This is a genomic window from Chryseobacterium sp. FH1, assembly GCF_000735135.1.
Classification (GTDB): domain Bacteria; phylum Bacteroidota; class Bacteroidia; order Flavobacteriales; family Weeksellaceae; genus Epilithonimonas.
Genome location: NZ_JPLZ01000006.1, coordinates 1,418,619 through 1,432,510, shown reverse-complemented (window position 1 = coordinate 1,432,510; position 13,892 = coordinate 1,418,619). Strand labels below are relative to the sequence as shown.

Annotated in this window: 10 protein-coding genes; all 10 read left to right on the top strand. The window is 36.3% G+C overall.

Going from position 1 to position 13,892, the window contains the following annotated elements:
* Positions 1 to 127 precede the first annotated feature (127 nt).
* Positions 128 to 1,555, top strand: coding sequence for an adenylosuccinate lyase (gene purB / locus IO90_RS13405; protein WP_034967485.1), 1,428 nt, complete (start codon positions 128 to 130; stop codon positions 1,553 to 1,555).
* A gap of 87 nt (positions 1,556 to 1,642) precedes the next feature.
* On the top strand, positions 1,643 to 5,332 hold the full coding sequence (locus IO90_RS13400; protein WP_034967482.1) for a phosphoribosylformylglycinamidine synthase: 3,690 nt from the start codon (positions 1,643 to 1,645) through the stop codon (positions 5,330 to 5,332).
* A 131-nt stretch (positions 5,333 to 5,463) separates the two neighbouring features.
* The gene (locus tag IO90_RS13395; protein ID WP_034967479.1) at positions 5,464 to 6,297 is read left to right on the top strand and encodes a GLPGLI family protein; all 834 of its coding nucleotides are present in this window, start codon (positions 5,464 to 5,466) and stop codon (positions 6,295 to 6,297) included.
* 81 nt (positions 6,298 to 6,378) lie between these two features.
* Entirely contained in the window at positions 6,379 to 6,951 is a 573-nt protein-coding gene (locus IO90_RS13390) for an RNA polymerase sigma factor (RefSeq protein WP_034967477.1), read from the top strand.
* Complete coding sequence (locus tag IO90_RS13385; RefSeq protein ID WP_034967474.1) at positions 6,935 to 7,777, top strand: HEAT repeat domain-containing protein; 843 nt, start codon at positions 6,935 to 6,937, stop codon at positions 7,775 to 7,777. The genes IO90_RS13390 and IO90_RS13385 overlap by 17 nt, the downstream gene beginning before the upstream one ends.
* 47 nt (positions 7,778 to 7,824) lie before the next feature.
* Positions 7,825 to 8,628 (top strand): DUF4097 family beta strand repeat-containing protein, encoded by an 804-nt coding sequence (locus IO90_RS13380; RefSeq protein WP_131450883.1) that lies wholly within the window; start codon positions 7,825 to 7,827, stop codon positions 8,626 to 8,628.
* On the top strand, positions 8,625 to 9,347 hold the full coding sequence (locus tag IO90_RS13375; protein WP_034967470.1) for a hypothetical protein: 723 nt from the start codon (positions 8,625 to 8,627) through the stop codon (positions 9,345 to 9,347). The genes IO90_RS13380 and IO90_RS13375 overlap by 4 nt, the downstream gene beginning before the upstream one ends.
* Positions 9,348 to 9,351: 4 nt before the next feature.
* The gene (locus tag IO90_RS13370) at positions 9,352 to 9,735 is read left to right on the top strand and encodes a ribonuclease inhibitor (RefSeq protein ID WP_051878683.1); all 384 of its coding nucleotides are present in this window, start codon (positions 9,352 to 9,354) and stop codon (positions 9,733 to 9,735) included.
* Between the two features lie 14 nt (positions 9,736 to 9,749).
* Entirely contained in the window at positions 9,750 to 10,379 is a 630-nt protein-coding gene (locus IO90_RS13365; protein ID WP_051878681.1) for an SGNH/GDSL hydrolase family protein, read from the top strand.
* Between the two features lie 103 nt (positions 10,380 to 10,482).
* Positions 10,483 to 13,380, top strand: coding sequence for an AsmA-like C-terminal region-containing protein (locus tag IO90_RS13360; RefSeq protein WP_051878679.1), 2,898 nt, complete (start codon positions 10,483 to 10,485; stop codon positions 13,378 to 13,380).
* Positions 13,381 to 13,892: the final 512 nt, after the last annotated feature.

Below are 13,892 nucleotides of genomic sequence, written 5' to 3'. Positions count from 1 at the left end.
AATATCCCGCCGATTATTTGATTCAAAAATTATCTTTTGGTTAAATCGGTTTCTATATTTAATTTCATTTTATTCAATCGGTTAATTTTCTTAATTTTGTGTCATCTAAAAAAGTAAAAAGAAAGAAATGAATTCCTACAAAAACCCATTGGAAGAGCGCTATTCCAGTGAAGAAATGCTATTTAATTTTTCGCATAACAACAAGTTTCGCACTTGGAGAAAACTTTGGATCGCTCTCGCTGAAATCGAAAAAGACCTTGGCCTTGAAATTACGGACGAGCAGATCGCTGAACTGAAAGCCAACGCAGAAAACATCGATTATGACAAAGCGGCAGAATATGAAAAAAAATTCCGCCACGATGTGATGGCTCACGTTCATACTTATGGTGACGTTGCGCCTTCTGCAAAAGGAATTATCCATTTGGGAGCGACTTCGGCTTTTGTAGGAGACAATACTGACTTAATTCAAATCCGTGACGGACTTTTGATTTTAAAGAAAAAGTTGGTCAATGTGATGAAAAATCTCGCTGACTTCTCTATTCAATATAAAGATCTTCCAACTCTTGGATTTACTCACTTCCAACCAGCTCAATTGACAACTGTTGGAAAAAGAGCAACACTTTGGTTACAGAGCTTGGTTCTTGACATCGAGGAACTTGATTTCTTTTTAGAAACCCTAAGATTCAGAGGTGTCAAAGGAACAACTGGAACGGCTGCAAGTTTCCTTGAACTTTTCAATGGCGATTATTCTAAAGTAAAACATCTTGACAAAGAATTGTCAAAACGATTCGGTTTCGAAAAAGTTTTCGGCGTTTCCGGACAGACTTATGACAGAAAAATCGATGCTAAAGTGGTTGCTTTATTAGGAAATATCGCTCAGTCTGCACATAAATTTACCAACGATTTACGTCTTCTTCAAAACCTGAAAGAAGTTGAAGAACCTTTCGAGAAAAACCAGATTGGTTCCTCTGCAATGGCGTACAAACGTAACCCGATGAGAAGCGAAAGAATCGGAGCATTGGCAAAATACGTGATGTCTTTGACAACAAGTTCTGCAATGGTGGCTTCAACCCAATGGTTTGAAAGAACTTTGGACGATTCTGCGAACAAAAGATTGACAATTCCACAAGCGTTCTTGGCGGTTGACGCAATCTTGTTGATCTGGAACAACATTATGAATGGAATCGTGGTTTATCCAAACAGAATCAACAAACACATCGAAGAGGAACTTCCCTTTATGGCGACAGAATACATCATTATGGAGGAGGTAAAAGCTGGTGGCGACCGTCAGGAAATCCACGAAGTAATAAGACTTCATTCTATGGAAGCTTCGAAAAAAGTGAAAGAAGAAGGTAAAGAAAACGATTTGATTGAGAGGATTTTGAATGATGAAACCTTAAAATTAGATAAATCAAAATTAAAAGAAGTTCTTGACCCGAAAAACTTCATCGGTTTTGCCCCAATTCAAACGGAGGAATTTATCAGCAATGAAGTTCAGCCGATTTTGGATGCGAACAGCGAATTGATTGGTTTGGAATCTGACCTAAAAGTATAATCTGTGCAGCTTCGGCTGCAATTATTTTTATAAAATAAATCTAATAAATGATTTTAGAATGAAAGCTAAAATCTCATATCTATAAAAATGAATAAAAGAATTTTCGTAGAAAAAAGAGGAATTTTCGATGTAGAAAGTCCAAAAATTTTTGATGAAGTAAAAGCGGTGGTTCCGTCGATCCAAAGCGTAAAAGTGTACAACGTTTACGATATTTTTGGATTAAATGACGGTGAATTCGAAAAAGTGGTCAACAGTACTTTCGTAGACCCGGTTACCGATATTTTAGTCGAAGAAAATCCTGCAGAAGGAGTATATTTCGCACTAGAATTTTTGCCTGGACAATACGATCAGCGTGCAGATTCTGCGCAGCAGTGTATTGCCTTGTTGACTGGAAATGAAAAATCCAAAGTAAGAAGCGGAAAGTTAATCGAGTTCGAAGGAACTTCTGAATCCGATTTGACAAAAATCAAAGACCTTTTGATCAATAAAGTTGAATCTCAGGAAAAAGATCTAACCATTTTAAATATTCCTTCGGAGGAAGCTCCTTCAAAGGTTTTGGTTCACGAAAATTTCATCAACTTCGATGATGCTCAGCTGGAAGAATTCTTTAAAACTCACGGTTTTGCATTAGGACTAGATGATTTAAAATTCATTCAGGTGTATTTTAAATCGGAACAGAGAAATCCAACAGAAACTGAACTTAAAGTTTTAGACACCTATTGGAGTGACCATTGCCGTCACACAACATTCGAAACAGAGCTGTCAAACATTGAATTTGAAGGACAGTTTAAACATACATTGGAAACCATTTTCAATGATTATATCGAAAAAAGAAGATTCCTAGGACGCGAATTGAAACCAATCTCTTTAATGGATTTGGCAACGGTTTGCGGAAGATATTTCCATAAAACAGGTCAGCTGGAGAACTTGGTGGTTTCTGACGAAATCAACGCTTGTACCATCCAGATCGAAGCTGAATACGATGGTAAAAAAGAACCGTGGTATTTATTGTTCAAAAACGAAACGCATAATCACCCGACAGAAATTGAACCTTTTGGAGGTGCTTCAACGTGTTTAGGTGGGGCAATCAGAGATCCTTTGTCCGGACGTTCTTTCGTTTTCCAAGCGATGAGATTGACGGGTGCAGCTGATGTTTTGGAATCGGTTGACAAAACTTTATCCGGAAAATTACCTCAAAAAACAATCACAAAACAAGCGGCGAACGGCTATTCTTCTTACGGTAACCAAATCGGTTTGGCGACTACAATGGTTTCTGAAATCTATGATGAAGGTTACAAAGCAAAGAGAATGGAAGTTGGTTTCGTTGCTGGCGCCGTTCCTGTGGATTGGGTAAGACGTGAAAAGCCGGAAGCTGGAGATTCTATCATTATTTTAGGTGGTGCGACTGGTCGTGACGGCGTTGGTGGAGCAAGCGGAAGTTCAAAAGAACAGGACGAAACTTCTATCCACACGATGAGTTCTGAAGTGCAGAAAGGAAATGCCGTTGAGGAACGTAAAATCCAGAGATTGTTCAGAAATCCTGAAGTAACGAGATTGATAAAAAAATCAAATGACTTCGGAGCGGGTGGCGTTTCTGTAGCCATCGGTGAAATCGCTGATTCTTTGGAGGTTAATCTCGATGTTTTACCTTTAAAATATGAAGGTTTGAACGGAACTGAGCTTGCCATTTCTGAATCTCAGGAGAGAATGGCGGTTGTGGTTGAGCCAAAAGATAAAAAACAGTTCATCAAATTCTGTGAAGCAGAAAACATTGTGGCTGTGGAAGTTGCAAAGGTGACAGATTCAGGCAGAATGCAGATGTTCTGGAAAGGTGATAAAATTGTAGACCTTTCAAGAGAATTTTTGGATACAAACGGATGTTCAAAAAGTCAGGAAGTTAAGATTACGCATCTTAATGAAGTGAAAGAAGAAACTCCGGTTTTCAACGAAGAGAATTTCTTGAAAATCCTTGCAGATAAAAACGTTGCCTCTCAAAAAGGTTTGTTGGAAATGTTTGATTCATCAATTGGTGCGACCACGGTTGCGATGCCTTTGGGTGGAAAATATCAGCAGACTTTGATGGAAGGAAGCGCTCAGACTTTACCGATTTTGGGCGCAAAAGATATTGAAACCGTTTCCTTTGCAAGTTGGGGATTTGATGCTGAAATTTCAAAGCAAAACTCTTTATTGGGAGCTTCTTACGCAGTCGTTGAAAGCGTTGCGAAAATCGTTGCGATGGGTTGCGATTATAAAAACATCAGATTTAGTTTCCAGGAATATTTTGAGAAATTGGGTCAGAACCCTGAGAAATGGGGCAAACCTTTGGCTTCGCTTTTGGGAGCTTATGACGCGCAAATCAACTTCGGTTTAGCGGCCATTGGAGGTAAAGATTCAATGAGTGGAACCTATCAGGATTTGAATGTTCCGCCAACGTTGATTTCGTTCGCTTGTGCCAATGGAGAAAAGAAAAACGTAATCTCTCCTGAATTTAAACAAGCTGGAAATAAACTATATTTCTTCAACCATATTCCACAGGAAAACGGACTTCCAAACTATGAAAATATGAAGACAGTTTTTGAATTGATTTTTGAAAATATCAAGGCTGGAAAAATCGTTTCTGTCAAGACTGTGAAAGAAGGTGGCGTTGCTGTTGCTTTAGCTAAAATGAGTTTCGGAAATCGATTGGGTGCTGAGATTACAGTTGATGAAAAATTATTATTAACGAAAAATGTCGGTAGCTTAATCATCGAATCCAAAGAAGAATTAAGCACTGCAAAACTTCAATTCATTGGTGAAATTACGGATTTCAGTATTCTTAAAATCAATGATTGTGAATTTGCGATTGAAAAATTATTATCAGCAAATACCAATACATTTGAAAACCTATTTTCAACAGTAGAAAAAGAAAAAATAACGGTTGAAATTGAGGACAAATTAAACTCACTCAATCCAAGAAATATCATTATTAAAAAACACGGAATTGCTCAACCGAGAGTTTTCGCACCAGTTTTCCCGGGAACAAATTGCGAATACGATACACTGAATGCATTCCAAAAAGAAGGCGCAATTGTTAGCAGTTTGCCTTTGATTAATATCAATCATCAGTTACTTGACGAAAGCATTGATGCGTGGGTGAAAGAAATTAAACAGTCACAGATTTTAGCATTCTCCGGAGGTTTCTCTGCGGGTGATGAGCCAGACGGTTCTGCCAAGTTTATCGTGAATGTTTTGAAAAATGAAAAGATGCGAAATGCCGTTCACGAATTGCTCGACAGAGACGGGATGATTATCGGAATCTGTAACGGTTTCCAGGCCTTGGTAAAGTCAGGATTGTTGCCTTACGGAAGAATCAAGGATTTGGATGAGAACTCTCCTACTTTGGCTCACAACGCAATCAGAAGACACATTTCTCAGATGGTGAATGTGAAAGTTCTAAACGACGAATCGCCTTGGCTGAAAGGAATGAAAGACCAAGTTTTCACCATTCCAATTTCTCACGGTGAAGGTCGTTTTATGGCGTCAGAAGCGGAAATTCAGAAGTTGTTTGAGAACGGACAGATTGCTACTCAATATTTGGATTTGGATGGAAACGTCGCTCACGGAATGCCTTTCAATCCAAACAACTCATTGTTCGGAATAGAAGGAATCACAAGTCCGTGTGGAAAAATCTACGGTCGTATGGGACATCCTGAGCGCTTTGCAGAAGGTTTGATGAAAAATATTCCGACTGCGAATTATCACAACATCTTTAAAAACGGCGTTGAGTATTTTAAATAATACCGTAAATCTTATACAATTACTTAAATAAAAAAATGACTGTCAATCTCGACAGTCATTTTTTTTGAACAAATTGCAACATTATTCATTATCCTGCATCTTAATAGTAATAAACCATCAAAAACTATTGTATGAAGACCAAATTACTATGCTTATTTGCATTAATCTATTGCATTTCCGTATTTTCACAATCATATAAAATCATTTACGACTTCAAATGGAAAACCGAAGAACACGCAAAGGATTATAATTCAGAATTAACCGTTCTTTTAAAAAATGATGAGAATTCTTATTTCGAATCCCTAGCAAAATTCAAATATGATTCAATAAAAACCAAACTTGTGGATGAGGGAAGCAGAAGTTTCCCAGGTCCGAATGTTCAATGGAAGTTGCAATCTTTGATTTTCAAAGATTTAAAATCTCAAAACACAATCGTTGAAGAAAATTTCTTCGACAAAGTGTATTTAACAACTTACAATTGCAAACCAAGCTGGAAAATCCAGCAAGAAAAAAGTAAGCTATTCAATTATAATGTCCAAAAAGCTGAAACCAATTTTGGCGGAAGACAATGGATTGCTTGGTTTACAAACGAAATACCAATCAGCGACGGACCTTATAAATTTTTTGGTTTACCCGGATTGATTCTTAAAATATCTGATTCTGAAGAGAATTTTATCTTTGAAGTCAAAGGACTTACAAAAGAAAATACCAATATCGAAGGGCGAAATGCTTACACTGCGAAAGTGAATTTTACACCAAAACAATGGGAAGTATTTTGGAAGAGATATCAAGAAAACCCATCGATGATTTTTGCCAATCTCAATTCGCCGACCGCAACTTTCACTTACGTCTATCAAAGTAAAAACGTAGACAGCAAAGAGGCTAAAGAAATGTACGATAAGGTAGAAAAGGAAAAAATTGATATTTTTAAAATTCCTATCGAAACTCAATCTTGTGGACATTAATTAAAAAAATCAGAAAAAAACTGCAACATTTGCAACAGGTTTGCGTCTTTTAGATAGAACCATAAAAAAACGAATAACTTTTTGAAGACAAAAACAGAAAATATCAGCGACAAAGAATTGTTGGAATTGTGCAGTTCCGGAGACAATTCGGGATATTCTCTGCTTTATCATCGTTATTCTAAAGCAATTTTCAATTCTATTTTTCGGATTTTAAATGATAGAGAAGACGCAGAAGATATTCTTCAGGAGGTTTTTGTAAAAGCATTTTCCGAAATTAAATCTCTGAAAAATGTAGAGAGTTTTGGTGGATGGATTAAACGAATCGCCATCAACCAATCGTTGAACTTTCTCCGGAAAAATAAAATCTACTTTTCGGAGATTGATGATGATAAAATGTTGGATTTCAATGATGACGACTTGGAAGAGAAGCTAGCTATGGAATCTCGCGTGACGGAGCTTCAAAATATTATTGCTGAATTTCCGCCTCAGACAAGAACGATTGTCAACCTTTTTCTGTTCGAGGAAATGCCACAGGAAGAAATAGCAAAAGTTCTAAACATCCCGCACGGAACGGTGAGAAGCTATTATCACCGTGCTAAAAAGAAAATTTTTGAAAAATTAACTTCAAAAGAGCAAAATGACAGATCCGCTTAAAAAATATATACAAGACCACCGCGAGGAATTCGATACAATCGAAGCTCCAGATGAAATGTTTGACAAAATAATGTCAAAGATGGAGAACTCTACTCCACCTGTTGCAAAATCACGTTCCATAATTTCCTGGAAAAATTACGCTATTGCTGCTTCTATCACGATTATTTTAAGTTTAGGAATTTTTAATTTATGGCAAAAAAAAGAAGTCGACAAAACTGTTTTTGTTAAACAAACTCCGAAAAAAGAACAAAAAATTCCAGATGAAATTTCAATTCCTCACAAAGAAATAGAAACATCGGAAAAACAAGATAATGGAGAGCAAAATTCTAAGCAATTTCTTGCAAAGACTAATTCTTATGATTTAAAAAAAGGAATTCAAGAACAAAATTCTGTTCCGAACTACAATATTGAAGAGGAAAATCATTTTGAGAAAGCAAATGCAATAGATTTGATGGACAATCAATTTTCTGCCAGCTCCAGATTACAAGGAATTGCTTTGATAAAGAATTTACCAGATTATGACGCAAACATCATTGATATTCTTTCTGAAAAAGCCATCTCGGACGAAAATACGAATGTACGATTGGCGGCTATTTCCGCTTTAGAAATACAAAGACAGAATCCTGCTGTAAAAGATAGAATTCAACAAATTTTTGTTCAACAGAATGACCCGATGGTAGAGAAAGAACTGATATCCTTGTTGGCTGAAAAACACTCGTCCGAGCTCAGTTCTGAAGTTAACATAAAACTTTTAGCACTCGCTAAAAATCCAACAACAGTAGCTTTTGTGAAAGACGAAGCATATTCTGTAATAATGAAATTCTAAAAGCTTTTATATAAATAAACTCAGTAATTATTAACAATTTAAACATTATGAATAAGATATATTTGATTATGTTTGCTTTGATGACTGTTTCCTTCCAAGCGCAGGAAACCACGAACCAGACAACTACAACAAAAGAAAATCCGAAGACTTACAAAGTCAATAAAAACAAAGGAAAATTAATTATCAATCTTGGAAAAGCAACGGTTGAAGGCTACAAAGGGAATGAGATTATTTTCTCTTTGGAAGGTAAAGCTCCGGCAGAGGACAAACGTGCAGAAGGACTTCAGGCAATCAATGCTTTAGGACTTATCGATAATACCGGACTTGGAATCAATATTTCTGACAAAGACGGCGTTTTGGAAGTTAATCCATTGAAAAAAATCTCATCTCCATCGATTAAGATATTAGTTCCAGAGAATGTTATTGTTTCATTTAAACATCAATCACAATATGGCGGAAAAGTTATTTTCAGAAATATGCAGAATGAGATCGAGATTGCTTCAACTTATAACAATGTTCAGTTAGAAAATATTACTGGACCGGCAACTGTAAAATCTATTTATGGAAATGTGGAAGCCGTTTTCAGCCAAAATGTGAAAGGTCCTTTATCCATCATTTCGGTTTATGGACATGCGGATGTCAGCCTTCCAAAATCTGTAAAAGCAAACCTGAAAGCGACAACTTCTTATGGCGAAATCTATATTTCTCCGGATTTTAAAATTGAGCAAGAAAAAAAAACAGAGGATGACCTAATTCGTCACGGTGATGACCTTGTCGGAAAAGTAAATGGTGGCGGAACGGAAATAGAAGTTCGTTCAGATTACAGTAAAATCTATTTGAGAGCAAAATGAGAAGGCTAATCATTTTTGTAGTGACTTTTGTTTTCGGAATCATTACAGCACAAACAACGATTAACAGAAGCTTTTCAACGGTCAAAAATCAGAATGTTTCTTTGAAATTCGACTATCCTCAATTGATAAAAATCAGCACTTGGGATAAAGATGAAGTTCAGATTTCGGGAACGGTCAACATTAATGAAAATGAAAACAATGGAGCTTTTCAAATCAAAGAGTCAAAAGAAGGAAATTCTCTTGTTATAGAAGGAAGAGTTTCTGAAATCGACAAAATTCCTCATAGAATAACAGTTCGTAAGGGAAGTGAGAAACTAACTTTTAAAACCAAAGATGATTATCAACAATATTGTAAAACCAATGGTGTAACTTTCAATACAATGTCCGATGGCGTTGACATCAATATCGAATTGGAAATCAAAGTTCCGCAATCTCTCAAAACCCACATAGAAGCAAAATACGGTTTGGTAGAAGTGAAAAATTTTGGTGGAGAAATAAGCGTTGATGCAACTTACGGCGGAATTGATGCTACAATTCCAGAAAAAAACACGGGGAAACTTTCTGCAGAAACATACTACGGACAAATCTATTCTAATTTGGATACAAAATTTACAGGGAAGGATTCGGAAGATTTTCATACCTTAGTTACGACAACATTTGGAAGCGGACCGCAATACAGTCTTGAATCCAAATATGGGAATATCTATCTAAGGAAATAATTAAATGGAAAACGAAATTCACAATAATAAAATGACTGTCATCAATGGCAGTCATTTTTCAGCTTTGGAAGGTTTTTACGATGAAGTTTCTGAACTTTTTATGAAAGATGAAGATTGGAAAGTCGGAACTCTGGATGGTTTTGATGATATTCTTTATGGATTTCAGGGTGAAATCATTTGGAAAAAATCTGAGAAATCAAAACAGGATTTGGGTTTTGAATTGACGAAAGTTTTTTATGAAAACAAAATCAAACAAGGAAAACCTTTTAATATTGAGATAATTCAGCAAAAACTGGATGATTTGATTGCTGGAAACGGGCAAACTTTATTCGAAATTTTAGTTGAGATTTTAGAATCGCACAAGAATATTACATTAATTTTGGAGTGATTTAAAAAAAGACAATGAACAAGATGATTTATGGATTATTCTTCGGAGACAGCATTACTTACGGCGAATATGATGGTATTTTTGGTGGCTGGGTCGATATTTTGAAACGTTATGCGCTACAGAAATATAATGAAGGAAGCTCGAATGAACTGATTCTTTTCAATCTCGGAATTGGTGGCGAAACGTCGGAAGGTTTGGTCAAAAGAATTCCGCACGAGATGAAAGCCAGAAACTCTGCTGACGGAAATATCGTATTCATCGGTTATGGCGCCAATGATTTGGCTGTGAAAGACGGAAATCAAATGGTCAATCCAACTCAGTTTAAAGCAAATATTGAAACTGCAATTCAAGATGCAAAGCTTTATTCAAACGAGATTTATCTGGTCAGCATTCTTCCAATTTCTGATAAAATTGATTCTAAAATCTCAACAACAGGAAAGATTAGAACGAACGGAGATGTTTTGGTTTATAATCAAATTCTAAAAGATATCGCAACAGAAAACGCGTTGAGTTACATCGATTTTCATTCAGCTTTTTTGGAAGACAAAGAAATTCTGCTTTCCAAGGACAACGTTCATCCCAACGAAAAAGGATATGGAATGATGGCAGAAATTGCCCTTCCAATTATCGAAAAATATTTGTAAACATTCATCAATAAAGACTTAAAACCTTTCTCAAATCGGGGAAGGTCTTTTTGTGAATTAATTTTTAGCACAGTCTTTGAATCAATCATAAAAATCTAAGATTATGAGTGCGGGAAATATCACAACAGTGTTGCTGAAAATATTAAAATGGCTGGGAATTACGATTGCTTCTATCCTATTTCTAATGTTCATCATTCCGATTCTTTTTCCTGGGCAGATTTCGAATCAGGTCAAGATATTCGCCAACAAACATTTGGCTGGCGAACTCGATTACAAGAAAACACACCTTAGTTTTTTCCGTCACTTCCCTTCTCTCACGGTTTCTGTGGATGATTTCCTGTTGAAAGGCTCCAAACCTTTTGAACAAGACACGCTTCTCGCGGCTAAGGAGGTTGCGGCTGGAATCAATCTTAAAAATTTGATTTTCGATGGCGAGATAAAAATCGATGAAATCTATGTGAATGACGCTGTGGCCAACGTTTTCGTCAATTCCAAAGGTCAGGCGAATTATAATGTTTATGTTTCCAAGCCTTCCGAAAAGCCGAAAGATACGACGGAAGCTGGAGCATCTATCAAATTAGATTTAATCAAACTGAAAAACTGGAACATCAAATACAATGACCACGCAACCAATGTTTTGGTGAATGCGAAAGGTCTTAATTACACAGGAAAAGGTGGATTGAGCGAAGATATTTTCGACCTCGAAACCGACCTTGGAATTGACAAACTTGATTTTGCATTAAATAGAATTTGGTACGCCAAAGAAAAATCACTTCACGCCGATTTGATTACGAGAATCAACACCAATGCCTTGACTTTTGTCTTGAGAAAAAATGAGTTGAGAATCAATGAACTGCCTTTGAAATTCACCGGTTTCGTCAGTATTTTGAAGGATGGTTATAATCTGAATATCAATGCAGCTTCAGAAAAAACAACAATTAAAGATATGTTGTCCGTTTTGCCACCTCAATATTTAGGTTGGGTGAAGGATACGAAAATCGAGGGAAATAGTGATTTGTTCTTTAGTTTAAAAGGCCGATTCAGCGAGCCGAAAAATCAGAAACCCGATTTGAAAGCAAGTCTGAAAGTGAACAATGGTTTCGTTTCCAACAGCAACGCGCCAGTGCCGATGAACAATCTGAATCTGGATTTGAATGTTGATTTACCTTCGCTTGATACGAATAAACTCCTACTCGACTTGAGAAATCTGAGTTTTGACCTAGGAAAAAACAATAAATTCCGAGCCGTTGTGAAAACGCAGGGAATGGACGAAATGAAAATCAATGCCAACATCAAGGGCGGAATTGATTTGGCGACCTTGGATTCAGCTTTGGGATTGAAAGATATTGAACTGAAAGGCCTGTTGAATACAGATATTCAATCGAACGGGATTTTCAATTTAGATAAAAAATTATTCCCAAAAACAAAAGGTTATCTGAATCTGAAAAACGGTTGGCTGAAAACCAAATATTATCCGAATGCGATTCAGAACATCAATATTTTAGCGAATATTTATAATACAGACGGGACTTTCAAAAGTCTTGGCGTGAAACTCGACCCGTTCAAATTTGATTTTGAAGGAAATCCTGTTTTCGTAAATGCTGATTTGCAAAACTTCGAAGACTTATTGTATAAAGTCAGAGCAAAAGGTGTTTTGAATATTGGTCGAATCTATCAGGTTTTCAAGAAAGAAGGTTTTGATGTAAGTGGTTTGATAATGGCCGATTTATCTTTAAATGGTCGTCAAAGTTATGCGACTACGGGACAATACAGCAAGCTTGATAACCGAGGAAACTTAATCTTAAAAAACATCAAAGCAACTACAGAATATTTACCAAAATCATTCTTCATCAAAGAAGGAAACTTCGAATTTGAGAATGAAAAAATGTGGTTCAGAAAGTTCTATGCAACTTATGGTAAATCCGATTTTGCTTTGAATGGTTATCTTTTAAACACCATCAATTACTTCATCGAAAGAAAAGGAACTTTGCACGGGAAATTCCATCTCAAGTCCAATTATATTTTGATTGATGAATTTATGGCACTGAAAGAAGGTGACAACAAAGACAAATCGCTGGCTGTGGAATATGCGAAAGAGGAAAATCCGAAAAGCAGTGGCGTCGTGATTGTTCCTACAAACTTGAATGTTTCGTTGGAAGCGAATGCCAGAAAAGTCGAGTTCAAAGGACTTGGTTTGAATAATTTGGTTGGTTTGGCTTCTGTGAACAAAGGCGAAGTTTATCTTAAGAATACAACTTTCGATATTGTCGGAAGCCGAATGGGAATCGACGCGAGATATCAGAACGAATCGCCAATTACAGCCAACTACGATGTCGCTTTGAAGGTTGATAACTTCGATGTTCAGCGCGCTTACAAAGAAATCGATATGATTCGCGAAATGGCGACAGCAGCCAAAGATGTGAAAGGAATTGTGTCTTTGGATTACAAACTGAAAGGTGATTTCGATGCGAATATGAAACCGATTTATCCATCATTGGAAGGTGGCGGAAATGTGAATCTAAAAGATGTCGAAGTCAAAAACCTGAAAATGCTCTCAGCCGTCGGAAATGATATTGGCGCAAATGCCTTCAACAATCCCGATATGAAAGGCGTTGACATCAAAACAAATATCAAAAACAATTTGATTCACGTGGACCCGTTTACATTCAAAGTTTCAGTTTTGAGACCATCTATCAGCGGAACAACGAGTTTCAATGGCCTACTCGATTTCCGAATCCGAGTTGGTCTGCCACCTGGCGGTTGGATTGGTTTCCCAGTGGTAGTCACAGGAACTCACGAGAAACCGAAAATCAAAATCTTCAGCAAAACCGGACAAGGTATTATGGATGCTCTTTATAATACAAAATCGAACAAAGTCATCAGAGAAGAAAAACGGGCTGAGAAAAAATCCCGAGCGCAACAACGAAAAGACAAACGTGCGCAGGAAAAGAAGGCTGAGAATGCGGAGAAGCAAGTAAGTAGAGATGTCAAAGAAAAATAATGTAAAAGCTCCGTATAGTTTACGGAGCTTTCACTTTTTTGATAATTTGTGACTATTCCATGAATTGTGTAATTAAATAGTCAGGGTGAACTTGCAACTATTTTTGAGACAGAATTTATATACTCTTTATGCTACATTTTAGATAGATTAGACATTCAAAAAATTGGCTCTATATGAGTAAAAGACCATGAAACATAATAAGTTTTACTTCTTAGCAGCAAAGAAACCAGAATACTGATCATCGTCTTGAAATAGGTCGTAGTAATATTTCCCGTAAGATCTGCAACCAGTATAAACACATCTACCTTTTAGATCGATCAGATTAACCATTGCACTTAGCTTTAGATTGTTGATATAAAAAATAATGCTTTTTTCATTCTATCAATGATCAGATTATGAAAATAATTGACCACATAAATGTTACTACCAATAAATAATAATTCAGTTTAAAAAGAATTTTCTCTTTTTTGATATAAAAAATAAATCGTTTCAACAATTAAATAGATGAAATT

Coding starts and splice junctions, on each gene's coding strand:
- purB (WP_034967485.1), top strand. CDS start 128: ATGAATTCCTACAAAAACCCATTGGAAGAGCGCTATTCCAGTGAAGAA.
- IO90_RS13400 (WP_034967482.1), top strand. CDS start 1,643: ATGAATAAAAGAATTTTCGTAGAAAAAAGAGGAATTTTCGATGTAGAA.
- IO90_RS13395 (WP_034967479.1), top strand. CDS start 5,464: ATGAAGACCAAATTACTATGCTTATTTGCATTAATCTATTGCATTTCC.
- IO90_RS13385 (WP_034967474.1), top strand. CDS start 6,935: ATGACAGATCCGCTTAAAAAATATATACAAGACCACCGCGAGGAATTC.
- IO90_RS13380 (WP_131450883.1), top strand. CDS start 7,825: ATGAATAAGATATATTTGATTATGTTTGCTTTGATGACTGTTTCCTTC.
- IO90_RS13375 (WP_034967470.1), top strand. CDS start 8,625: ATGAGAAGGCTAATCATTTTTGTAGTGACTTTTGTTTTCGGAATCATT.
- IO90_RS13370 (WP_051878683.1), top strand. CDS start 9,352: ATGGAAAACGAAATTCACAATAATAAAATGACTGTCATCAATGGCAGT.
- IO90_RS13365 (WP_051878681.1), top strand. CDS start 9,750: ATGAACAAGATGATTTATGGATTATTCTTCGGAGACAGCATTACTTAC.
- IO90_RS13360 (WP_051878679.1), top strand. CDS start 10,483: ATGAGTGCGGGAAATATCACAACAGTGTTGCTGAAAATATTAAAATGG.